18 protein-coding genes are annotated in these 23,553 nt (G+C 69.9%); 9 read left to right on the forward strand and 9 right to left on the reverse strand.

Annotation, left to right across the window (positions count from 1 at the left end; all coding sequences use genetic code 11):
- Window positions 1–47 precede the first annotated feature (47 nt).
- Window positions 48–1,013, forward strand: coding sequence for an SMP-30/gluconolactonase/LRE family protein (locus tag IE136_RS09645; protein WP_158985721.1), 966 nt, complete (start codon window positions 48–50; stop codon window positions 1,011–1,013).
- Between the two features lie 90 nt (window positions 1,014–1,103).
- Here the strand turns inward: IE136_RS09645 and IE136_RS09650 are convergent, their stop codons facing one another.
- The 6 genes from IE136_RS09650 to IE136_RS09675 form a co-directional block, all read right to left on the reverse strand.
- The gene (locus tag IE136_RS09650; protein WP_189600109.1) at window positions 1,104–2,171 is read right to left on the reverse strand and encodes a PAC2 family protein; all 1,068 of its coding nucleotides are present in this window, start codon (window positions 2,169–2,171) and stop codon (window positions 1,104–1,106) included.
- 140 nt (window positions 2,172–2,311) lie between these two features.
- The gene (locus tag IE136_RS09655; protein ID WP_373309043.1) at window positions 2,312–2,770 is read right to left on the reverse strand and encodes an LLM class flavin-dependent oxidoreductase; all 459 of its coding nucleotides are present in this window, start codon (window positions 2,768–2,770) and stop codon (window positions 2,312–2,314) included.
- An 81-nt stretch (window positions 2,771–2,851) separates the two neighbouring features.
- The gene (locus tag IE136_RS09660; RefSeq protein ID WP_189600110.1) at window positions 2,852–4,456 is read right to left on the reverse strand and encodes a glycerol-3-phosphate dehydrogenase/oxidase; all 1,605 of its coding nucleotides are present in this window, start codon (window positions 4,454–4,456) and stop codon (window positions 2,852–2,854) included.
- A gap of 15 nt (window positions 4,457–4,471) precedes the next feature.
- Window positions 4,472–5,998 (reverse strand): glycerol kinase GlpK, encoded by a 1,527-nt coding sequence (glpK, locus tag IE136_RS09665; RefSeq protein ID WP_158985715.1) that lies wholly within the window; start codon window positions 5,996–5,998, stop codon window positions 4,472–4,474.
- A 52-nt stretch (window positions 5,999–6,050) separates the two neighbouring features.
- Complete coding sequence (locus IE136_RS09670) at window positions 6,051–6,839, reverse strand: MIP/aquaporin family protein (protein ID WP_189600111.1); 789 nt, start codon at window positions 6,837–6,839, stop codon at window positions 6,051–6,053.
- A gap of 335 nt (window positions 6,840–7,174) precedes the next feature.
- Window positions 7,175–7,939, reverse strand: a complete 765-nt coding sequence (locus IE136_RS09675) for an IclR family transcriptional regulator (RefSeq protein WP_158994086.1) — start codon at window positions 7,937–7,939, stop codon at window positions 7,175–7,177.
- A gap of 290 nt (window positions 7,940–8,229) precedes the next feature.
- Between IE136_RS09675 and metH the strand changes: the two genes are divergently transcribed.
- The 4 genes from metH to IE136_RS09695 all read left to right on the forward strand — a co-directional run bounded on the left by metH (window position 8,230) and on the right by IE136_RS09695 (window position 16,329).
- Window positions 8,230–11,739, forward strand: a complete 3,510-nt coding sequence (gene metH / locus IE136_RS09680) for a methionine synthase (RefSeq protein ID WP_189600112.1) — start codon at window positions 8,230–8,232, stop codon at window positions 11,737–11,739.
- 140 nt (window positions 11,740–11,879) lie between these two features.
- Window positions 11,880–12,578 (forward strand): HAD family hydrolase, encoded by a 699-nt coding sequence (locus IE136_RS09685; protein ID WP_158985709.1) that lies wholly within the window; start codon window positions 11,880–11,882, stop codon window positions 12,576–12,578.
- 500 nt (window positions 12,579–13,078) lie between these two features.
- Window positions 13,079–14,668, forward strand: a complete 1,590-nt coding sequence (locus tag IE136_RS09690) for an ABC transporter substrate-binding protein (protein ID WP_158985707.1) — start codon at window positions 13,079–13,081, stop codon at window positions 14,666–14,668.
- A gap of 77 nt (window positions 14,669–14,745) precedes the next feature.
- The gene (locus tag IE136_RS09695) at window positions 14,746–16,329 is read left to right on the forward strand and encodes an ABC transporter substrate-binding protein (RefSeq protein ID WP_229818745.1); all 1,584 of its coding nucleotides are present in this window, start codon (window positions 14,746–14,748) and stop codon (window positions 16,327–16,329) included.
- Between the two features lie 143 nt (window positions 16,330–16,472).
- Here the strand turns inward: IE136_RS09695 and IE136_RS09700 are convergent, their stop codons facing one another.
- Window positions 16,473–17,144 (reverse strand): response regulator, encoded by a 672-nt coding sequence (locus tag IE136_RS09700; protein ID WP_158985703.1) that lies wholly within the window; start codon window positions 17,142–17,144, stop codon window positions 16,473–16,475.
- A gap of 10 nt (window positions 17,145–17,154) precedes the next feature.
- A complete protein-coding gene (locus IE136_RS09705; RefSeq protein WP_189600114.1) occupies window positions 17,155–18,057 on the reverse strand; it encodes a RecB family exonuclease in 903 nt (300 codons plus the stop codon).
- 124 nt (window positions 18,058–18,181) lie between these two features.
- Here IE136_RS09705 and IE136_RS09710 point away from each other — a divergent pair, with 124 nt between their 5' ends.
- From IE136_RS09710 to IE136_RS09720, 3 genes are all read left to right on the forward strand, one after another.
- A complete protein-coding gene (locus IE136_RS09710; RefSeq protein WP_158985699.1) occupies window positions 18,182–19,429 on the forward strand; it encodes a site-2 protease family protein in 1,248 nt (415 codons plus the stop codon).
- A gap of 18 nt (window positions 19,430–19,447) precedes the next feature.
- Window positions 19,448–20,335 carry a tRNA (adenine-N1)-methyltransferase gene (locus tag IE136_RS09715; protein WP_019884997.1) on the forward strand — a complete coding sequence of 296 codons (888 nt, stop codon included), beginning with the start codon at window positions 19,448–19,450 and terminating at the stop codon, window positions 20,333–20,335.
- Between the two features lie 193 nt (window positions 20,336–20,528).
- Window positions 20,529–21,116 carry a hypothetical protein gene (locus IE136_RS09720; RefSeq protein WP_158985697.1) on the forward strand — a complete coding sequence of 196 codons (588 nt, stop codon included), beginning with the start codon at window positions 20,529–20,531 and terminating at the stop codon, window positions 21,114–21,116.
- 21 nt (window positions 21,117–21,137) lie between these two features.
- On the opposite strand, the gene IE136_RS09725 is transcribed toward IE136_RS09720, so the two are convergent.
- A complete protein-coding gene (locus IE136_RS09725) occupies window positions 21,138–21,449 on the reverse strand; it encodes a ferredoxin (RefSeq protein ID WP_158985695.1) in 312 nt (103 codons plus the stop codon).
- Between the two features lie 253 nt (window positions 21,450–21,702).
- On the opposite strand from IE136_RS09725, the gene arc reads away from it, so the two are divergent.
- On the forward strand, window positions 21,703–23,469 hold the full coding sequence (gene arc / locus IE136_RS09730; RefSeq protein WP_158985693.1) for a proteasome ATPase: 1,767 nt from the start codon (window positions 21,703–21,705) through the stop codon (window positions 23,467–23,469).
- The last annotated feature ends 84 nt before the right edge of the window (window positions 23,470–23,553 follow it).

Here is a 23,553-nt window from a genome sequence, read left to right on the forward strand (position 1 = left end):
GAGCTCGTGTCGACCCACTGTTCGGTCTTGGTACGAAAGGACGCCCAGTGTCACGATCCCTCGCCCGCAGAACTCTCCTGGGAGCCGCCGCCACCGGCGCGGCGGCTCTCGTCACCCCGCTCGGCGGGGCGGCCCACGCCGCCGGCTCCGGGGGACGCCGGCCGACCGGCTTCCCGCTGCCCCCCGGCTTCCAGCCGGAGGGCATCACCATCGGCCACAGCCCGTACGCGTACCTCGGCTCACTCGCCAACGGCGACGTGTACCGGGTGAGCCTGGCCACCGGACAGGGCCGGATCGTCTCCACGGGCCCCGGCACCGGACACCCCACCGTCGGCCTGAAGATCGACCGCGCCGAGCGGCGGCTCTTCCTCGCCGGCGGCTGGGGCCGGGCCGTCCGGGTCGCCGACGCCCGCTCGGGGGCGGTGCTGAACAACTTCACCGGACTCGGCGCCGCAAACACGGTGGTCAACGACGTCGTCCTCACCCCGGAGGCCGCCTGGTTCACCGACTCGTACCAGCCGCAGCTCTACCGGCTCGCCCTGAACCGTTCGGGCGCGCCCGTCGGCGCCCCGGTGACCGTGCCTCTCGGCGGTGACTGGGTCCAGGGCCCGGACTTCACGGCCAACGGGATCGAACGCACCCCGGACGGGCGCGCACTCCTGGTGGTCAACACCCACTTCGACGGCGGCGCCCTCCTGAGGATCGACCCGGCCACCGGGGCCGCCCGCACGGTCGACCTCGGCGGGCTGAAGATCCCGCGCGGCGACGGACTGCTGCTGCTCGGCCGGAACCTGTACGTCGTCCAGCAGTACCTCAACCAGATCGACGTGGTCCGGCTGAACGGCTCGGGCACCCGGGGCACGGCCGTCGCCCGGATCACGGACCCGGAGCGGTTCCGCGTCCCGACCACCGCCGCCGCGTGGGGCGACCGGATCTACCTCCCCAACGCCCGCTTCGACGTGGAACCGCAGCCGGACACCGCGTACGACGTGGTCTCGGTCGAACAGGTGTGAGCGCCAGGTGTGAGCGCCAGGTGTGAGTCCCGGCGGTGAGCACGCGGAAGGGGGCCGCGCCGATCCGGGCGCGGCCCCCTTCCGTACGTCCTACTCCTCGGTGCCACCCTCGGCGCCGTCGCCCTCCCGGTGCGGCTCCTCAGGCCCCGAACGCCCGGACGCCGTCTCCGGACCGGCCTCCGGAGCGCTTTCCGGCGTCGTCTCGGGGCCCGGCTGTTCCGGCTTCGGGGGGCGGGTCCGGCCGCTGGAGGGGTCCCGCAGGTACGAGGTGTCACCGCTCTCCGTCGCGAGGCCCGGCCCGGGGCCGGGGCCCTGCCCGGGTTCCCGGCGCCGCAGGTAGCGCTCGAACTCCCGGGCGATCGCCTCGCCCGAGGCCTCGGGCAGCTCCGCCGTGTCCCGGGCCTCCTCCAGCGTCTGGACGTACTCCGCCACCTCGCTGTCCTCGGAGGCCAGTTGGTCCACGCCCAGCTGCCACGCCCGCGCGTCCTCGGGCAGCTCGCCCAGCGGGATGCGCAGGCCGATCAGGTCCTCGAGCCGGTTCAGCAGCGCCAGCGTGGCCTTGGGGTTGGGCGGCTGCGACACGTAGTGCGGCACCGCCGCCCACAGGCTGACGGCGGGCACGCCCGCGTGCGTGCAGGCCTCCTGGAGGATGCCGACGATGCCCGTCGGGCCTTCGTAGCGGGTCTCCTCCAGATCCATGGTCCGCGCCAGGTCCGGGTCGGAGGTGACACCGCTGACCGGGACCGGCCGGGTGTGCGGGGTGTCGCCGAGCAGTGCGCCCAGGATCACGACCATCTCCACGCCCAGCTCATGGGCGAAGCCCAGGATCTCGTTGCAGAACGAGCGCCAGCGCATCGACGGCTCGATCCCCCGCACCAGGACCAGGTCGCGCGGCTTCTCGCCGCCGACCCTCACCACGGAGAGCCTGGTCGTCGGCCAGGTGATCTTCCGGACACCGCCGTCCAGCCACACCGTGGGCCGGTTGACCTGGAAGTCGTAGTAGTCCTCGGCGTCGAGCGCCGCGAACACCTCGCCCTTCCATTCCCGGTCCAGATGGGCGACCGCGGTGGAGGCGGCGTCGCCGGCGTCGTTCCAGCCCTCGAACGCCGCCACCATGACCGGGTCGATCAGCTCGGGTACCCCCTCGAGCTCGATCACCCAGTGCCTCCTTCCGAAGTTCCTGTCGTACGGACCAACCTTACGGCTTTCCGGCGGCCCGTCCGCAGCCCTCGTACATCACCGGGAGCCTTCGCGGCCTTGATCGACTACCCAGGAAATCGGCTCGGCACACGGGCGGCTCACGCCTCCCAGAGGGTGCTCGGCGCCTCCTTCCGTACGACCGGGGCGATCTCCTCGGCGAAGCGGTGCAGGGTCTCGGTCTGCTCGGTGGCGGACAGACCGAAGCCGTCCACGGTGATCGACTGGAGGTCGTGGCCGTACACCTCGTGGTAGCCGAGGATCTTGTCGATGATCTGCTGCGGGGAGCCGATCAGCTGGGGGCCGTCGGCGATGGCGTCCTCGACGGTGCGGAAGGGCGTGTTGTAGCCCGCCCGGCCCTCCAGGTGCGGCTTGAAGTTCTGCCGGACGCGTGCTTCGTACAGGTCCTTGTACCGTGCGACCGCCTGCTCGGTCGTGTCCGCGATCAGCAGGCCGCCGGATCCCGCCGCCACGCGCGGCCTTCCCAGTCCACCCCCTCCTCGCTCCACAGCCGGCGCAGCAGCTCGTAGGTCAACTCTGCGCGTCCCGTGTTGCGGCACTGCGGCGGGCGCGTGGCACGCCGCCGGGCACGCGTAAGGGGCGGCCTCCAGGGAGACCGCCCCTTACCGCCGGGCCGCATGTCAGCGGTTCAGCATGCCCTCCACCTTGCTGCGGATCTCGTCCGTCGCCAGACCGCGGATCGTGAGCGTCGTACGGCGGCGCAAGACGTCGTCGGCCGTCTCGGCCCACTCGTGGTCACGGGCGTAGGCGACCTGGGCCCAGATCTCCGGGGCGTCCGGGTGGATGCGCTCGCCGAGCTCCGGGTTCTCGTTCGCCATCCGCGCGATGTCGAAGGAGAGCGAACCGTAGTGCGTCGCCAGGTGCTTGGCGGTGTCGGCGGCCATCCGCGGGCCGGGCGCGGGACCGTCGACGAGGAGCCGGTGCACGACCGCGTCGGGGTTGGCGATGCCGGGCAGCGGGAGCCGCTTGGGCAGCGTCGAGACCGACTCGTAGTCCTCGCCGAGCGGGTGGCCCGGGAGGGACTCCAGCTTCTTCATGACCGTACGGCCGATGTGACGGAAGGTCGTCCACTTGCCGCCGGCCACCGACAGCATGCCGCCGCGGCCCTCGGTGACGACCGTCTCGCGCTTGGCCTTGGAGGTGTCGCCGGGGCCGCCCGGGAGTACCCGCAGACCCGCGAAGGAGTAGGTGATCAGATCGCGCGACAGCTGCTGGTCGCGTATGGAGAAGGCGGCCTCGTCCAGGATCTGGGCGGTGTCCTTCTCGGTGACCTCGACCTTGCCGGGGTCGCCCTCGTACTCCTCGTCGGTCGTGCCGAGCAGCAGCATGTCCTCCCAGGGGAGGGCGAAGGTGATGCGGTACTTGTCGATCGGGGTGGCCAGCGCGGCCTTCCACGGGGAGGTCCGCTTCAGGACCAGGTGCGCCCCCTTGGAGAGACGGATGGAGGGGGCCGCGTTCGGGTCCTCCATCTTGCGCAGGTGGTCGACCCACGGCCCGGTCGCGTTGAGCACGAGACGGGCGGTGACGCCGAACTCGTCGCCGCTGGTGCGGTCCTTGAGCTCAGCGCCCGTGACCCGGCCCCTGGTGAAGCGCAGGCCGGTGACCTCGGCGTGGTTGAGGACCGTGGCACCGGCCGCGACCGCGGCGCGGACGGTCATCAGCGCCATCCGGGCGTCGTTCATCTGGTCGTCGCCGTAGACGGCCACGGCCTTCAGGTTGTCGGTGCGCAGCTCCGGCACGTCCTGCGCGGCCTTGGCGGGGCTGAGCAGGTGGCCGACGCCGTCACCGAAGGCGGAGAGCGCGCTGTAGGCGAACACGCCCGCGCCGAGCTTGGCCGCGCCGTGCGGGCCGCCCTTGTAGACGGGGAGGTAGAAGGTGAGGGGGTTGGCGAGGTGCGGTGCCACCTGACGGGAGACCGCACGCCGCTCGAAGTGGTTCTCCGCGACCAGCTTCACCGCGCCGGTCTGCAGGTAGCGCAGACCGCCGTGGAGCAGCTTGGAGGAGGCGGAGGAGGTGGCGCCGGCGAAGTCGCCGGCGTCCACCAGGGCCACCCGCAGACCGGACTGCGCGGCGTGCCAGGCGGTGGAGATGCCCAGGATGCCGCCGCCGATCACCAGGAGGTCGTACGTCGCCTTGGAAAGCTGTTCCCGGGTCTCGGCGCGGCTCGGCAGGGAACCGGCAGCCGGGCGCGTCCCCAGGGCGGGGACGCTCTGCAGGGTGGTCATGTCGCTAACTCCTCGTCAGTTCTCTTCTTCGAGCCAGCCCATGGAACGCTCGACGGCCTTCAGCCAGCTCTTGTACTCGGCGTCACGCTTCTCGGCGTCCATGCGGGGGGTCCACTCGGCGGCCCGGCGCCAGTTGGCACGCAGGGCGTCGGTGTCCGGCCAGAAGCCGACGGCCAGGCCGGCGGCGTAGGCGGCGCCGAGGCAGGTGGTCTCGGCGACCATCGGACGCACGACCGGCGCGTCCAGGAAGTCCGAGAGCGTCTGCATCAGCAGGTTGTTGGAGGTCATGCCGCCGTCGACCTTGAGCGCGGTCAGCTCGACGCCGGAGTCCTTCGTCATGGCGTCGGTGATCTCACGGGTCTGCCAGGCGGTGGCCTCGAGGACGGCGCGGGCGATGTGCGCCTTGGTGACGTACCGGGTGAGGCCGGCGATCACACCGCGGGCGTCGGAGCGCCAGTACGGGGCGAACAGGCCGGAGAAGGCCGGCACGAAGTAGGCGCCGCCGTTGTCCTCGACCGAGGACGCGAGGGTCTCGATCTCGGCGGCGGACTTGATCAGGCCCATCTGGTCGCGCATCCACTGCACCAGCGAACCGGTGACGGCGATGGAGCCCTCCAGGGCGTACACCGGAGCGTCCTCACCGATCTTGTAACCGACGGTGGTGATGAGCCCGGAGTACGAGTTGATGATCTTCTCGCCGGTGTTCATCAGCAGGAAGGTGCCGGTGCCGTACGTGGACTTGGCCTCGCCCTCGGCGAAACACGTCTGGCCGAACAGGGCGGCCTGCTGGTCGCCGAGCGCGGAGGCGACCGGGATGCCGTCCAGGACGCCGCCCTTGACGTGGCCGTAGACCTCGGCGGAGGAGCGGATCTCGGGCAGCACGGCCGCCGGGATCTCCATGGACTGCAGGATCTTGTCGTCCCACTCCATGGTGTGCAGGTTCATCAGCATGGTGCGCGACGCGTTGGTCACGTCCGTGACGTGGTGGCCGCCGTCGACGCCGCCGGTCAGGTTCCAGATGACCCAGGAGTCCATGGTGCCGAAGAGGATGTCGCCGCGCTCGGCGCGCTCGCGCAGGCCCTCGACGTTGTCCAGGAGCCAGCGGACCTTCGGGCCGGAGAAGTAGCTCGCCAGCGGCAGGCCGGTCTCGCGGCGGAAGCGGTCCTGGCCGACGTTGCGGCCCAGCTCCTTGCAGAGGGAGTCGGTGCGGGTGTCCTGCCAGACGAGGGCGTTGTGGACGGGCTCACCGGTGTTCTTGTCCCAGAGCAGGGTGGTCTCGCGCTGGTTGGTGATGCCGATGGCCTTGACGTCGGCGGCGGAGATGCCGCCCTTCTCGATGGCGCCCGCGACGACTTCCTGGACGTTGGTCCAGATCTCGGCGGCGTCGTGCTCCACCCAGCCCGGCTTCGGGAAGATCTGCTCGTGTTCCTTCTGGTCGACCGAGACGATCCGGCCGTCCTTGTCGAAGACGATGCAGCGGGACGAGGTCGTGCCCTGGTCGATGGCGGCGATGAACGGGCCGCTGGTGTGTGCGTCGGTCACGGAGTGCTCCAAGGAGGTCTCAGGTGTACGGCTACGACTACTGCTGTACGGCTCAGGCGAACGCGAGGTTGTAGATACCCGCCGCGAGGGCTCCACCGATCAGTGGACCGGCGACCGGGATCCAGGCGTAGCTCCAGTCGGAGCCGCCCTTGTTCGGCAGCGGGAGCAGAGCGTGCACGATGCGCGGACCGAGGTCGCGGGCCGGGTTGATGGCGTAGCCGGTCGGGCCCCCGAGCGAGAGGCCGATGGAGACCACGACGAAGGCCGTGATCAGGGCGCCGATGACGCCGAGGCCCTTGCCGCTGTCGTTGAGTCCCTGCGTCAGCACCGCGAGGACGAGCACGACCGTGCCGATGATCTCGGTGGCCAGGTTCTGCCAGACGTTGCGGACCTCGGGGCCGGTGGAGAAGACGCCGAGCACCGGGCCGGCCTTCGGGGCGGCCTTCTGGTCGACCATGCCTTCCTCGTGCGGCGGCGCGGAGAGGATCTCCGGGTCCGTGAGGTGAGCCTGGAACTGCCCGTAGTAGGCGATCCAGACGAGCACGGCACCGAGCATGGCGCCGAGCAGCTGGCCGGCGAAGTAGACCGGAACGTTGCTCCAGTCCCCGTCCTTGATCGCGATACCGACCGTGACCGCCGGGTTGAGGTGGGCGCCGGAGAGGGTACCCGTCATGTAGACGGCCGTCATGACCGCGAAGCCCCACCCGAAGGTGATGGCGAGCCAGCCGGCGTTCTGCGCCTTCGAGCGCTTGAGCACAACGGCGGCGACCACGCCGCCGCCGAGCAGGATGAGTACGGCGGTACCAATGATCTCGCCGATGAAGATGTCGGAGCTGGACACCCGCGACTCCTTTGTCCTTCGTCCAGGGGAAGGCGAACCCCGGGTCCCTCCGGTGGTCCGCGCCCTCATGTGAGGGCGTTGCCGGCCCTTGGCACTGTCACACCCTAGCGCGTATTGCCGGTAGGTGTTCGACAATGCCGACCGATGAACGGAAGTTTTGCCCCCGGCTTAACAGCGCGTCAAGGGTTCTGTGGCCGATTCCGTCCCGCATGACCCGATCGTTACCCACGCGTCGCGCGGGCGCCTCCGGAGGCGCGAAGGCCCGGCCGCCGTGAGGCGCCGGGCCGGGTCGTCGAGAGCGTGAGGTTCGCGTACCTCCGTGCGGAAGTCTCTGGTCAGAAGCGCCCGGCGCCCAGGTCGCGGGAGACGGCCCGGGCGCAGTCCCGTACCGCAGCGATCAGCTCGGAGCGCAGCTCGCCCTCGTCGCAGACCCGCTCCACGGCGCCCGTGATCGCCACCGCGCCCACCGGCATCCGGCGCCGGTCGTGGATCGGCGCGGCCACCGAGGCCACGCCCTCCCAGGTCTCCTCCACGTCGGCGGCCCACCCGCGCGCGCGGGTCATGTCGAGCAGGGACTCGAACTCCGTCAGGTCGGTCACCGTGCGGGGCGTGAACCCCTCCCGCGGCACCTCCAGCACCTCACTGTGCGCCACGGGGTCGTACGCGGAGATCACCTTGCCCAGGGCTGTGGAGTGCAGCGGCTGCATCGCCCCCACCTCCAGGACCTGGCGACTGTCGTCCGGCCGGAAGACGTGGTGCACGATGAGTACGCCCTGCTGGTGGAGCACGCCCAGGTGGACGCTCTCGCCGCTGGAGCGCGCCAGATCGTCCGTCCAGACCAGCGCCCGGGCCCGCAGCTCGTGGACGTCCAGGTAGCTGTTGCCGAGCCGCAGCAGCTCCGCGCCCAGCTGGTAGCGGCCCGAGGGGGCGTCCTGTTCCACGAAGCCCTCGGCCTGCAGCGTGCGCAGGATGCCGTGCGCCGTCCCCTTGGCCAGGCCCAGGGAGGAGGCGATGTCGGACAGGCCGAGCCGGCGCTCGCCGCCCGCGAGCAGTCGCAGCATCGCCGCCGCTCGTTCAAGCGACTGGATGTTCTTCGCCATCGCCCGGCCCTTCTCCCTCTCCCTGATCCCGGTGGTTCCGGTGGATCCTACGGACAGGATCACGTGGATCATGCTGTTCGACAATGCTGAACACTATCGGTCGATGTCGACCACTCGATACCTGGACAGTGTCGTTCAAGAACAGGTGTGACCGGGAGTCTCCGCACACAGAATGCCGTCCGGCCCTTGGGACGCCATGTCCAGCCGGCACCCGCACGGTTACGCTGGCCCCGTGCACCCTCCTCCGAAGGTGCAAAGCCGACAGCCGTCGCATCCCAGGGAGCTCATCCATGGCCTCGTCGCCAACCCCTTCCGCCGACAGCCGGAACCGCGCCGCAACTCTCCGCGAGGCACTCGCGACCCGCGTGGTCGTGGCCGACGGAGCCATGGGCACCATGCTCCAGGCCCAGGACCCCACCCTCGAGGACTTCGAGAACCTCGAAGGCTGCAACGAGATCCTGAACGTGACCCGCCCGGACATCGTCCGCTCGGTGCACCAGGAGTACTTCGCCGCGGGCGTGGACTGCGTCGAGACCAACACCTTCGGCGCGAACTTCGCGGCGCTCGCCGAGTACGACATCGCCGACCGCGTCCACGAACTGTCCGAGGCGGGCGCCCGGATCGCCCGCGAGGTCGCCGACGAGTTCACCGCCTCCACCGGGCAGCAGCGCTGGGTCCTGGGCTCCATGGGCCCCGGCACCAAGCTGCCCACCCTGGGCCACGCCCCGTACACCACCCTGCGCGACGCCTACCAGCAGAACGCCGAGGGCATGCTCGCCGGCGGTGCCGACGCGCTGCTCGTGGAGACGACCCAGGACCTGCTGCAGACCAAGGCCTCCGTCATCGGTGCCCGCCGCGCCCTGGACGCGCTCGGCCTCGACGTACCGCTGATCTGTTCCGTGACCGTCGAGACCACCGGCACCATGCTGCTGGGCTCCGAGATCGGAGCCGCCCTGACGGCCCTGGAGCCGCTGGGCATCGACATGATCGGCCTCAACTGCGCCACCGGCCCCGCCGAGATGAGCGAGCACCTGCGCTATCTCGCCCGCCACTCCCGTATCCCGCTCTCCTGCATGCCCAACGCCGGACTGCCCGTCCTCGGAAAGAACGGCGCGCACTACCCGCTGAGCCCGGTCGAGCTCGCCGACGCCCAGGAGACCTTCGTCCGCGAGTACGGGCTCTCTCTCGTCGGCGGCTGCTGCGGTACGACGCCGGAGCACCTGCGCCAGGTCGTCGAGCGGGTCCGCGACCTCGCCCCGGCCGTCCGCGACCCCCGGCCCGAGCCCGGCGCCGCGTCCCTCTACCAGACGGTCCCGTTCCGCCAGGACACCGCCTACATGGCGATCGGTGAGCGGACCAACGCCAACGGCTCCAAGAAGTTCCGCGAGGCCATGCTCGAAGGCCGCTGGGACGACTGCGTCGAGATGGCCCGCGACCAGATCCGCGAGGGCGCGCACATGCTCGACCTCTGCGTCGACTACGTGGGCCGCGACGGCGTCGCCGACATGGAGGAGCTCGCCGGCCGCTTCGCCACCGCCTCCACCCTTCCGATCGTCCTCGACTCCACCGAGGTCGACGTCCTGCGGGCCGGCCTGGAGAAGCTCGGCGGCCGCGCCGTCATCAACTCCGTCAACTACGAGGACGGCGACGGCCCCGACTCCCGCTTCGCCAAGGTCACCCGACTGGCCCAGGAACACGGCGCCGCGCTGATCGCGCTCACCATCGACGAGGAGGGCCAGGCCCGCACCGTCGAGAACAAGGTCGCCATCGCCGAGCGGATCATCGCCGACCTCACCGACAACTGGGGCATCCACGAGTCGGACATCCTCATCGACACCCTCACCTTCACCATCTGCACCGGGCAGGAGGAGTCCCGCAAGGACGGCGTGGCCACCATCGAGGCCATCCGCGAGCTCAAGCGCCGCCACCCGGACGTGCAGACGACCCTCGGCCTCTCCAACATCTCCTTCGGCCTCAACCCGGCCGCGCGCATCCTGCTCAACTCCGTCTTCCTCGACGAGTGCGTCAAGGCGGGCCTTGACTCGGCGATCGTGCACGCCTCCAAGATCCTGCCGATCGCCCGCTTCGACGACGAGCAGGTCACCACCGCCCTCGACCTGATCTACGACCGGCGCTCCGAGGGCTACGACCCGCTGCAGAAGCTGATGGCGCTCTTCGAGGGCGCCACCACCAAGTCCCTCAAGGCCGGCAAGGCGGAGGAACTGCTCGCCCTCCCGCTGGAGGAGCGCCTCAAGCGCCGCATCATCGACGGGGAGAAGAACGGCCTGGAGGCCGACCTCGACGAGGCCCTGACGACCCGCCCCGCCCTCGACATCGTCAACGAGACGCTGCTCGACGGAATGAAGGTCGTCGGCGAGCTCTTCGGCTCCGGCCAGATGCAGCTGCCGTTCGTGCTGCAGTCCGCCGAGGTCATGAAGACCGCCGTGGCCTACCTCGAACCGCACATGGAGAAGACCGACGACGACGGAAAGGGCACGATCGTGCTCGCCACCGTCCGCGGCGACGTCCACGACATCGGCAAGAACCTCGTCGACATCATCCTCTCCAACAACGGCTACAACGTGGTGAACCTGGGCATCAAGCAGCCCGTCTCCGCGATCCTCGACGCGGCCGAGGAGCACCGGGCCGACGTGATCGGCATGTCCGGCCTGCTGGTCAAGTCCACGGTGATCATGAAGGAGAACCTGGAGGAGCTGAACCAGCGCGGCCTGGCCGCCGACTTCCCGGTCATCCTCGGCGGAGCCGCCCTGACCCGCGCCTACGTCGAGCAGGACCTGCACGAGATCTACCAGGGCGAGGTCCGTTACGCCCGGGACGCCTTCGAGGGCCTGCGGCTCATGGACGCCCTCATCGCCGTCAAGCGCGGCGTGCCCGGGGCGGCACTGCCCGAGCTCAAGCAGCGCCGGGTCGCCCAGCGCGCCTCGGCCCCCGAGGTCGACGAGCCGGAGCCGGCCGGCCGCTCGGACGTCGCCACCGACAACCCCGTGCCCACCCCGCCGTTCTGGGGCACCCGGGTCGTCAAGGGCATCCAGCTCAAGGAGTACGCGAGCTGGCTCGACGAAGGCGCCCTCTTCAAGGGCCAGTGGGGCCTCAAGCAGAACCGGACCGGTGACGGACCCTCGTACGAGGAACTGGTGGAGAGCGAGGGCCGGCCGCGGCTGCGCGGCTGGCTGGAGCGCCTGCACACCGAGAACCTGCTGGAGGCGGCCGTCGTCCACGGCTACTTCCCCTGCGTCTCCAAGGGTGACGACCTGATCATCCTCGACGACGCCGGCAATGAGCGCACCCGCTTCACCTTCCCGCGCCAGCGCCGCGGCAGGCGCCTGTGCCTGGCCGACTTCTTCCGCCCGGAGGAGTCCGGCGAGACCGATGTCGTCGGCCTCCAGGTCGTCACCGTCGGCTCCCGGATCGGCGAGGCCACCGCCAAGCTCTTCGAGTCCGACTCCTACCGCGACTACCTGGAGCTGCACGGCCTGTCCGTCCAGCTGGCCGAAGCGCTCGCCGAGTACTGGCACGCGCGCGTGCGCTCCGAGCTCGGCTTCGCGGGCGAGGACCCCGCCGACGTGGAGGACATGTTCGCGCTGAAGTACCGCGGCGCGCGCTTCTCCCTGGGCTACGGTGCCTGCCCCGACCTGGAGGACCGTGCGAAGATCGCCGACCTGCTCCGGCCCGAGCGGATCGGCGTCCAGCTCTCCGAGGAGTTCCAGCTCCACCCGGAGCAGTCCACGGACGCGATCGTCATCCACCACCCCGAGGCGAAGTACTTCAACGCACGCTGAGGCGTCCGGCACACGCGAGGGGTAAATACCCGCGTCCCGGGCGATCGGGACGTACACTTGTCGGCCCAGTGCAGGCCGGTCTCCTTCTCCGTACCGGGGAGGGGGGCCGGCCTTCTCGTCCCTCCATGGAGGTGTGCCGGATGACCAGTACGGTCCCCGCGTCCTTGTTCCGCACCAACGGAAGCTCCGCCCTGCAGGCGGTCTTCCTCGACATGGACGGCACCCTCGTCGACACCGAGGGATTCTGGTGGGAGGCGGAGGTGGAGGCCTTCGCCGCCCTCGGGCACCGGCTGGAGGAGTCCTGGCGCGACATCGTCGTGGGCGGCCCCATGACCCGCAGCGCTGGCTACCTCATCGAGGCCACCGGCGCCGACATCACCCTCCCCGAACTCACGGTGCTGCTGAACGAGAAGTTCGAGCAGCGCATCGAGCGCGGCGTGCCACTCATGCCGGGCGCCGAACGGCTCCTCGCCGAGCTGGCCCACCACAACATCCCGACCGCTCTGGTCTCCGCCTCCCACCGGCGCATCATCGACCAGATCCTGGCGTCCCTGGGCCGTGACCGCTTCGCCCTGAGCGTCGCCGGCGACGAGGTGGTCCGCACCAAGCCGGACCCCGAGCCCTACCTGACCGCCGCCGACGGGGTCGGCGCCGACCCCTCCCTGTGCGCGGTCATCGAGGACACCGCGACGGGTGTGGCGGCCGCCGAGGCGGCCGGCTGCCGGGTCGTCGCCGTGCCCTCCGTCGCGCCCATCGCGCCCTCTCCGGGCCGGGTCGTGGTCCGCTCGCTGGAGGACGTGGACGTCCCCTTCCTGCGGACGCTGATCTCCGGGCCGTGAGCCTTCGCCGGCTCGGCCCTTCGCGTCTTCGATCCTTTGAGCTTTCTCTGAGCCTGGCTTTCCGGCCCGCATTCCGAGCGGGAAATGAACCGGCCATTCGCCGAAAAGGCGCCACGTGACGTTGGTCACGCAGCGTGCCGGTCGGCGGGTGGCCGGTCTGCGTCAGGTGTCCGGATCGCGGCGGTTGCGCCCTCCCCGTGTGTCCTGATTCGCCTCATCGCATACGAAACGTACCGGCGCATGACTATCGAGCGCACCGCATTCATGATCACTGTGCGATTACTCGTCCAGGTGCCCGCGGTCGGGCAATACGGCGCCGCGCACTAATCTTTCGCGAGTACTTCGCCGCACCATCCGTGTGCCCCGGCGCCCCATCCAAGTCGCCGCGAACACAGGACCGATCGCACACCATCCCGGCCCGATCCTCCGCCCCGACCGGGCGGCCGGCGGCGGAGTCCGTACCCGCTGTATCCCAGTGCCGGATGAGGAGAACGTCCAGGATGAACCGCAAGACTCTGGTGCTGCCGGCCGTGGCCGGCCTGCTCGCCCCCCTGCTCGTCGCCTGTGGCGGATCGGACGGGAGCGGAGCCATCGTCGTCGGCACCACGGACCAGTTCCTCGCCACCAGCGAGGCCCCCGCGCCCCTCGACCCGGCCTTCGCCTACGACACCGGCGCCTGGAACATCCTGCGGCAGACCGTCCAGACCCTCATGCACGTCCCGCGCGGCGGCGGCGAGCCCGTACCCGACGCCGCCGAGAGCTGCGCCTTCAGCGACCGGGCCAGCGAGAGCTACCGCTGCACCCTGCGCGAAGGGCTCACCTTCGCCGACGGGACCCCCGTCACCGCCGAGGACGTCAAGTTCTCCGTCGAGCGCGTGCTCACCATCAAGTCCGACAACGGCACCGCCGCACTCCTCGCCAACATCGACGCCGTCGAGACCAAGAACGAGCGCGAGATCGTCTTCCACCTCAAGACGCCCGACGCGACCTTCCCGTACAAGCTCTCCACCCCGGTCGCCGGCATCCTCAGCAAGGAGAAGTACAGCGCCGACAAGCTCCGCGAGGGCTTCGAGGTCGACGGATCCGGCCCCTACACCATGAAGGCGGAGCTCGACGGCGAGCGCGTCGCCAAGGTCGTCTTCACCCGGAACGAGAAGTACAAGGGCGACGCGACCCTGCGCAACGACAAGGTCGAGCTGCGCTCCTTCGCCGACGCGGACAGCATGAACAAGGCCCTCGAGGACCGCCGGATCGACATGATGACCCGCGCCATGTCGCTCGGCCAGGTCAAGGAGCTCACCGAGAAGCCCAAGGAGGGCATCGAGCTCACCGAGGTCCCCGGCCTGGAGATCCGCTACCTCGCCTTCAACACCGCCGACTCCTCCGTCAAGGACAAGGCCGTCCGCCAGGCCATGGCCGCCGTCGTCGACCGCGGCCGGCTCGTCAGCGAGGTCTACGGCACCACCGCCCAGCCGCTCTACTCGCTGATCCCCTCCAGCGTCACCGGTCACTCCACCGCCTTCTTCGACGCCTACGGAGAGCCCAGCACCGCCCGGGCGCGCGGCATTCTGCGCGAGGCCGGCGTCACCGCACCGGTGAAGCTGACCCTGCACTACACCACCGACCACTACGGCTCCGACACCAAGAAGGAGTTCGAGACGCTGCGCGGCCAGCTCAACGCCACCGGACTCTTCGACGTCACCGTCCAGGGCGCCGAGTGGTCCACCTTCCGGCCCGCGCAGAAGCGCGGCGACTACCCCGTCTACGGCCTGGGCTGGTTCCCCGACTTCCCCGACCCGGACAACTACATCGCCCCCTTCCTCGACGCCGACAACTTCCTCAACACCCCCTACGTCAACAAGTCCGTCCGCGACCAGTTGATCCCGCAGTCGCGCCGCTCGGCCGACCGCACCGCCGCCGGCCCCACCTTCGGGCAGATCCAGAAGATCGTCGCCAAGGACGTGCCCGTCCTGCCGCTGTGGCAGGGCAAGCAGTACGTCGCCGCCCGCGACGACGTCACCGGCGTCGAATGGGCGCTCAACACCTCCTCGGACCTGCTCCTGTGGGAGCTCGGCCGCGGCACCGCCTGACCCCTCAACCAGCTCCGTTTCAACCGGCCGCGCACAGGCGTGCGGCCGGCCTGGCAAGAGATCAAGAGGCACGTTCTGTGAAGCACAACAAGTGGCTGACGGCTCCCCTCGCCGCGGGGCTGTCCGCCGCCCTGCTCAGTGGCTGCGGCGCCGAGCAGGGTGGAGGCTCGGCGAGCTCCGGGGACAACGTCCGCGTCGGCATGTCCGACGAGGTCCTCGCCACCGACCCCGCGGCCGGTTACGACCCCGGCTCCTGGCTGCTGTTCAACAACGTCTTCCAGTCCCTGCTCAGCTTCCCCAAGGGCAGCACGGAGCCCGAGCCGGAGGCCGCCGAGAAGTGCGACTTCCAGGGAGGCAGCAAGGTCTACCGCTGCACCCTGCGCGAGGGCCTGGAGTTCTCCAACGGCAACCCGCTGACCTCGAAGGACGTCAAGTTCTCCTTCGACCGCGCGCGGAAGATCGCCGCCCCCTCCGGCCCGGCACCGCTGCTCGCCACGATCGACTCCATCGAGACCCCCGACGACCGCACCGTCGTCTTCCGCCTCAAGACCCCCGACGCCACCTTCCCGAGCAAGATAGCCTCCGGCGCCGGCTCCATCGTCGACCACCGCGAGTACGCCGAGGACGCGCTGCGCACCGACGGCAAGGCGGTCGGCTCAGGCCCGTACAAGCTGGAGTCCCTCAGCGACACCGAGGCCGTCTTCTCCGTCAACTCCGGCTACCGGGGCACCGCCGAGACGAAGAACGGCGGCGTCACCCTCAAGCTCTACGGCGGCGACCGCGCCGCCCTCTCCAAGGCCCTCGCCGACAATGAGATCGACGTCGCCTACCGTGGCCTCGCCGCCGACGAGGTCGCCTCCCTCGAAGCCTCCGCCGCCACGGACGACCAGGGCATCGAGGTCGTCCAGGGCACCAGCGCCGAGGTCCAGCACCTGGTCTTCAACGTCAAGGACCCCGTCGTCGGCAAGCTCGGCGTCCGCAAGGCCATCGCCCATCTCGTCGACCGCGACGCACTCGTCCAGAACGTCTACAAGTCGACCGCCACCCCGCTGTACTCGATCGTCCCGGCGGGCATAGCGGGCCACAACACCGCCTTCTTCGACACCTACGGCGGCCGCCCCGACGCCGCCAAGGCCAAGAAGGCGCTCCGCGAGGCCGGCATCACCGACAAGGTGAAGCTCACCCTCTGGTCCACCCCGAGCCGCTACGGCCCCGCCACCGACCAGGAGCTCAAGGCGATCGCCGAACAGCTCAACGCCAGCGGCCTGTTCCAGGCCACCGTGCAGTCGGTCGAGTTCGAGCAGTACGAGAAGGACATCGAAGCCGGCAAGTACGGCGTGTACGTCAAGGGCTGGGTGCCCGACTACCCCGACGCCGACAACTTCACCGCCCCCTTCTTCGGCGAGGGCAACGTCCTCGGCAACAACTACCAGAACACCACGATCACCGGCAGCCTCATCCCCAAGACCTCGGCCGCCGCCGACCGCGCCACCACCGACCAGGACTTCGGCCGGATCCAGGACCTCGTCGCCGAAGAACTGCCGATCCTCCCGCTGTGGCAGGGCAAGCAGTACGCGGTCGCCCGCGACAACGTCACCGGCCTCGAGTGGACCCTGGACGCCTCGACCGTCTTCCGCTTCTGGGAGCTCAAGAAGAGCTGACCCCCTCGCACGGCCCAGAGGGCTCCTCGCAGGACGAAGGGGCGTTCCGGGACGGCGAAGGAGCCTCCCCGCACGACGAAGGGGCCCGGCACGCACCACGCGCGCCGGGCCCCTTCCCGTTCACCCCAGGCATCCCCTGGAGGCTACTGCGCCCCCGGACGGACCAGACCGCTCTCGTACGCGTACACCGCCGCCTGCACCCGGTCCCGCAGACCCAGCTTGGTCAGCACATGACCCACATGCGTCTTCACCGTCGTCTCACTGACGAACAGATCGGCAGCGATCTCCGCGTTCGACAGCCCGCGCGCCACCAGCTTCAGCACCTCGACCTCACGGTCGGTCAGCGTGTTCAGCGTGTCCGGCACCTGCTCCTCACCCGACGGCAGATGCGCCGAGTACTTGTCCAGAAGCCGACGCGTGATCGACGGCGCCAGCATCGCCTCACCCGCCGCCACCACCCGGATCGCCTGCACCAGTTCATTGGCCGGAGCGTCCTTCAGCAAGAACCCGCTCGCCCCCGCCCGCAGCGCCTCCACCACGTACTCGTCCAGGTCGAACGTCGTCAGCACCAGCACCTTCGCCGGACCGTCCCGGCCCGGACCCGTGATCTGCCGGGTCGCCTCCACCCCGTCCATCCGCGGCATCCGGATGTCCATCAGCACCACATCGGGCTGCAGCGCCCGCACCTGGTCCAGCGCCTGCAGACCGTCCCCGGCCTCACCGACGACCGCGATGTCCTGCTCCGCCTCCAGAATCATCCGGAAACCGGTGCGCAGCAGCGGCTGGTCGTCGACCAGTAGGACGCGGATGGCCACAGGAACTCCTTCAGGGGGCGGGCTCGACCGGCACCATTCTGCCCTGACCCGATTCGCCCGCCTCCGGCGGGCGCGCGGAGACGATCTCCAGCGGATACACCGGCGGCGTCCCGCCGAACTCCGGGCACACCGCCTGGTGATCGCACCACCCGCACAGCTTCGTCGGACGCGGCCGCCACTCCCCGGTCTCCGTCGCCAGCCGGATCGCCTCCCACAGCGCGAGCAGCTTGCGCTCCACCCGCAGCAGATCCGCCTCCACCGGGTCGTACGTCAGCATGTCCCCGCTGCCCAGATACACCAGCTGCAACCGCCGCGGCACCACCCGCTTCAGCCGCCAGATCACCAGTGCGTAGAACTTCATCTGGAACAGCGCCCCCTCGCTGTACTCCGGCCGCGGCGCCTTCCCCGTCTTGTAGTCGACGATCCGCACCTCGCCCGTGGGCGCCACGTCCACCCGGTCGATCACCCCCCGCAGCCGAAGCCCCGACTCCAGCTCCGTCTCCACGAACAGCTCACGCTCCGCCGGCTCCAGACGCGTCGGATCCTCCAGCGTGAACCAGCGCTCCACCAGCTGCTCCGCCTCGCCCAGCCAGCGCGCCAGCCGCTCGCCCTCGGCGTCCTCGGCGAACAGCTCGCCCAGCTCCGGCCGCGACTCGAGCAGCCGGTCCCACTGCGCGGGAATCATCGACTTCGCCCGCGGCGCCGTCCGCTCCACCGCCGGATCGTCGAAGAGCCGCTCGAGGACCGCGTGCACCAGCGTGCCCCGCGTCGCCGCCTCGCTCGGCTTCTCCGGCAGCCGGTCGATCACCCGGAACCGGTACAGCAGGGGACACTGCATGAAGTCGCTCGCCCGCGAGGGCGACAACGACGACGGGGTCCGGGTCCCGGAAGGCGGCTGCTCGCTCGTACTCATGCCCCAGACCCTACGACCCGCCACCGACAGCGAGCCGCATACCATCGACGGCGGAGCCCGTCACGCTGCATGATCGAAGAGTGACGCACGACGTGGGTCGGGCGGAAGGCGACGAGAGGAACCCGTGAACCAGGACGACGAGCGCGGCGAGAACAAGCGGCCGCGGTCCGACGGCGCGGAACCGCCGGCCGCCGCCGCCCGCACCCGGCGGACCGAGGAACCCGGCGGAGGAATCCTCATGGGCCGCCCCTTCGGCGTGCCCGTCTACGTCGCCCCCAGCTGGTTCCTCGTCGCCGCCCTCATCACCTGGGTCTTCGGCGACCAGATCCAGCGCGTCCTGCCCGAACTCGGCGGAGCCCGCTACCTCGTCTCCCTCTTCTTCGCCATCGCCTTCTACGCCTCCGTCCTCGTCCACGAACTGGCCCACACCATCGCGGCGCTCCGCTTCAAACTCCCGGTGCGCCGCATCCAGCTCCAGTTCTTCGGCGGAGTCTCCGAGATCGAGAAGGAGACCGAGACCCCCGGCCGCGAATTCGTCCTCGCCTTCGTCGGCCCGCTCCTCTCCCTCGTCCTCGCCGGTGTCTTCTATCTCACTCTCTACGCCGTCGAGCCCGGCACCGTCCCCGGCGTCCTCCTCGCCGGCCTGATGATCTCCAACCTGATCGTCGCGGTCTTCAACCTGCTCCCCGGCCTCCCGCTCGACGGCGGCCGCATGCTCCGCGCCGTCATCTGGAAGATCACCGGCAAGCCCATGAGCGGCACCGTCGCCGCCGCCTGGGTCGGCCGCGCCCTCGCCGTCGCCGTCCTCATCGGCCTGCCCCTCCTCACCAGGACCGGCCTCCTCGGCAACTCCACCGACGACATCAGCGGCATGGACACCGTCACCGACGCCCTGCTCGCCGCCATCCTCGCGGCGATCATCTGGACCGGCGCCGGCAACAGTCTCCGCATGGCCCGGCTACGCGAACACCTCCCCGAACTCGGCGCCCGCAGCCTCACCCGCCGCGCCATCCCCGTCGAACCCGCCACCCCGCTCTCCGAGGCCCTGCGCCGCGCCAACGAGGCCGGAGCCCGCGCCCTCGTCGTCGTCGACGGCGTCGGCAACCCCACCGGCCTCGTCCGCGAGACCGCCATCGCCGGCGTCCCCCAGCACCGCCGCCCCTGGGTCGCCGTCAGCGGCCTCACCCAGGACCTCACCGACGGCATGCGGGTCCCCGCCGAGCTCAGCGGACAACCCCTGCTCGACCACCTGCGCGCCAGCCCCGCCACCGAGTACCTCGTCGTCGAGGACACCGGAGAGATCTACGGAGTCCTGTCCACCGCCGACGTGGAACGCGCCTTCGTCCGGGCCATGGCAAGACCCTCCTCGTAACCCCGGTACTCTGGTCACATGTCCGAACCGACCGGTGCCGCCCGCCGTCGCGGGCCCTTCAAGGTCGGGGACCAGGTCCAGCTCACCGACCCCAAGGGACGCCACTACACGTTCACGCTCGAGGCCGGGAAGAACTTTCACACCCACAAGGGTTCCTTCCCCCACGACGAGCTGATCGGTGCTCCCGAGGGCAGTGTTGTCCGTACCACGGGAAACGTCGCCTACCTCGCGCTGCGCCCCCTGCTCCCCGACTACGTCCTGTCCATGCCCCGCGGCGCCGCCGTGGTCTACCCCAAGGACGCGGGGCAGATCCTGGCCTTCGCCGACATCTTCCCCGGCGCGCGCGTCGTCGAAGCCGGCGTGGGCTCGGGCTCGCTCAGCAGCTTCCTGCTCCGCGCCATCGGCGACAGCGGCATGCTGCACTCCTACGAGCGCCGCGAGGACTTCGCCGAGATCGCCAAGGGGAACGTCGAGCGCTACTTCGGCGGCCCGCACCCCGCGTGGCAGCTGACCGTCGGCGACCTCCAGGACAACCTGTCCGACACGGACGTCGACCGCGTCATCCTTGACATGCTCGCCCCCTGGGAGTGCCTGGAAGCCGTCTCCAAGGCCCTCGTCCCCGGCGGCATCCTCTGCTGCTACGTGGCGACCACCACCCAGCTCGCGCGCACCGTGGAGTCCATCCGCGAGTTCGGCTGCTACGCCGAACCGCAGCCCTGGGAATCCATGATCCGCAACTGGCACGTCGAAGGCCTCGCCGTCCGCCCGGACCACCGGATGATCGGCCACACCGGCTTCCTCGTCACCGCCCGCCGCCTCGCGGACGGCGTCGAGCCCCCGATGCGGCGCCGCCGCCCCGCCAAGGGCGCCTACGGCGAGGACTACGAAGGCCCCAACAAGGGCTGACGCCCCGACAACGAGAGTGTGCCGCCGCCCAGTTCCCGCCCCACCGGGGAGAACTCGGCGGCGGCACCTTCACGTTCGGCATCTTTGCGCCGGATCCGGGAGACTCGGCCCACCCCGACGGTTCCACCCACCTGTGACGTGTGGCACGATGCCCGCAACTCCTTCCGCACCACCCTCACAGGAGACATCCCGCGTGCAGCCCTCCGCCGTCCCGGACCTCGCGCACACCCACGCCCGGCCGGTGCACTGGCTGGCCACCGCGACCGCCATGGCCGCCGTCGTCGCCACCGCCGGCCTGCTGCAGCCCGACTCCGCCACCGCCACGGGCAGCGCCACCGGCACGGTCGCCGCGGGTGCGAAGGCCGCCCCGGCCGCCGCCCCCGCCCCCGACGCCACCACCGCCGACTACCCGCTGGAATGCGGGGGAGCGGCCGACACCGTCGCGCGGCAGGCCCGCGGAGACCTCGACGGCGACGGAAACCCCGAAACGGTCGCAGTCGTGCACTGTGAAGCAGGCTCCGGCACACCGCCCAGCGGGATCTACGTCCTCACCCACGGTGAGGACACCACCGCGCGTGTGGTGGCCACCCTCCTGGAGCCCGCGCAGCAGAAGAACGTCGGCGGCCTCGCACTGCGCGACGGAGTGATCACCGCCACGCTGCTCGGCTACTCCTCCCCGGACGTACCCAGCTGCTGCCCCGACGAGCGGGAGCGCGTCACCTGGCGCTGGCAGGGCGGCGCCTTCCTGCGCGACGCGCAGACCGCCGCCACCGGGGCGTAACAGCACAGCGTGCGGAATACGTCACTCCGCGTCGGGCCCGAAGACCTCCACGCTGTCCGACACCCGGCGTACGTGGATGCAGTCGCCCGGGCACTCCTTGGCGGAATCCACCACGTCCTGAAGCAGCGGCAGCGGGACCGGCGTGGTCGCCCCGGCGTCCTGCAGCAGCTCGTCGTCCGCGCTCTTCACATACGCGAGCCCGTCGATGTCCAGCTCGAAGACCTCGGGCGCGTACTGCACGCAAATGCCGTCCCCGGTGCAGAGATCCTGGTCGATCCAGACCTCCAGCGCCTCACCGGCGCCCGTCGTCGGGACCTCGTGCCGCACGGTCATGTCTCCTGCCGTTCCTGAGCGTCGAAAAAGATCGTTCTTCTAAGTCCGGCCAAGCCTGACGGGTGTTGACCACCGATGACGATACAACCGCCCGCTTTCCGATGTTGATGGGTGGGTATTCCCTTGGCGTGAGGGGAAGCGCAAGGGTGAAGATCGGACACACCCCACAGTCTTTGTGATCTAGGGGTTTCAATCACCACCCACGCAGGTAGGGTCAGGAAGCGTCCAGCTCCCCTTGGAGGAGGTGAGGACCGTGGCAGCCCACGACGACGACATCAACCGCGGCATCCGGCCGGGGCGGGGGTCTGAAGACCCCGCCGGCCAGGTTGCCTATCTCGAGCAGGAAATCGCCGTCCTGCGCCGCAAGCTCGCCGACTCTCCGCGTCATACGAGGATTCTCGAGGAGCGGATCGTCGAGCTGCAGACCAACCTGGCCGGCGTGTCCGCGCAGAACGAGCGGCTCGCCAACACACTCCGTGAGGCCCGCGACCAGATCGTGGCCCTCAAGGAGGAGGTCGACCGGCTCGCGCAGCCGCCGGCCGGCTTCGGTGTCTTCCTGCAGGCCAACGAGGACGGCACGTGCGACATCTTCACCGGGGGCCGCAAGCTCCGGGTGAACGTCAGTCCCAGCGTCGAGCTCGACGAGCTCCGGCGCGGCCAGGAAGTCATGCTCAACGAGGCGCTCAACGTGGTCGAGGCCATGGAGTTCGAGCGCGCCGGGGACATCGTCACCCTCAAGGAGATCCTCGAGGACGGCGAGCGCGCCCTGGTGATCGGGCACACCGACGAGGAACGGGTGGTCAGGCTCGCCGAGCCGCTGCTGGACATCACCATCCGCCCCGGCGACGCCCTGCTGCTGGAGCCCAGGTCCGGCTACGTCTACGAAGTGGTCCCCAAGAGCGAGGTCGAAGAACTCGTCCTCGAAGAGGTCCCCGACGTCGACTACGACAAGATCGGCGGCCTGGGCAACCAGATCGAACTCATCCGCGACGCGGTCGAGCTGCCCTATCTCTACCCCGACCTCTTCAAGGAGCACGAACTGCGGCCGCCGAAGGGCATCCTGCTCTACGGCCCGCCCGGTTGCGGCAAGACGCTGATCGCGAAGGCCGTGGCCAACTCCCTTGCCAAGAAGGTCGCCGAGGTGACCGGCCAGCCCGCCGGGAAGTCCTACTTCCTGAACATCAAGGGCCCCGAACTCCTCAACAAGTACGTCGGTGAGACCGAGCGGCACATCCGCCTGGTCTTCCAGCGTGCCCGGGAGAAGGCGAGCGAGGGCACCCCCGTCATCGTCTTCTTCGACGAGATGGAATCCCTCTTCCGCACCCGCGGATCCGGAGTCAGCTCGGACGTGGAGAACACCATCGTCCCCCAGCTGCTCGCCGAGATCGACGGTGTGGAGGGCCTGGAGAACGTCATCGTCATCGGCGCCTCCAACCGCGAGGACATGATCGACCCCGCGATCCTGCGGCCCGGCCGGCTCGACGTCAAGATCAAGATCGAGCGCCCGGACGCGGAGGCCGCGAAGGACATCTTCGCGAAGTACCTCACGCCCACCCTCCCGCTGCACTCCGACGACCTCTCCGAGCACCACGGCTCGAAGGACGCAGCGGCGCACGCCATGATCCAGTCGGTCGTCGAGCAGATGTACGCCGAATCCGAGGAGAACCGCTTCCTCGAGGTCACGTACGCCAACGGCGACAAGGAAGTCCTCTACTTCAAGGACTTCAACTCCGGCGCGATGATCCAGAACATCGTCGACCGGGCCAAGAAGATGGCCATCAAGGCCTTCCTCGACCACAACCAGAAGGGCATTCGCGTCTCCCACCTCCTCCAGGCTTGCGTGGACGAGTTCAAGGAGAACGAGGACCTCCCCAACACCACCAACCCCGACGACTGGGCCCGAATCTCCGGAAAGAAGGGCGAGCGGATCGTCTTCATCCGCACCCTCGTCACCGGAAAGCAAGGCGCGGACACCGGACGCTCCATCGACACGGTGGCGAACACCGGTCAGTACCTGTAAACGCACACCGGCTGCGGATGTCCGGAACCACGGGCATCCGCAGCCGTCGCATTCCGACCCAGCAAAACCTCGAATCGATCTCCC

This window comes from Streptomyces lateritius (genome assembly GCF_014649715.1).
GTDB lineage: Bacteria > Actinomycetota > Actinomycetes > Streptomycetales > Streptomycetaceae > Streptomyces > Streptomyces lateritius.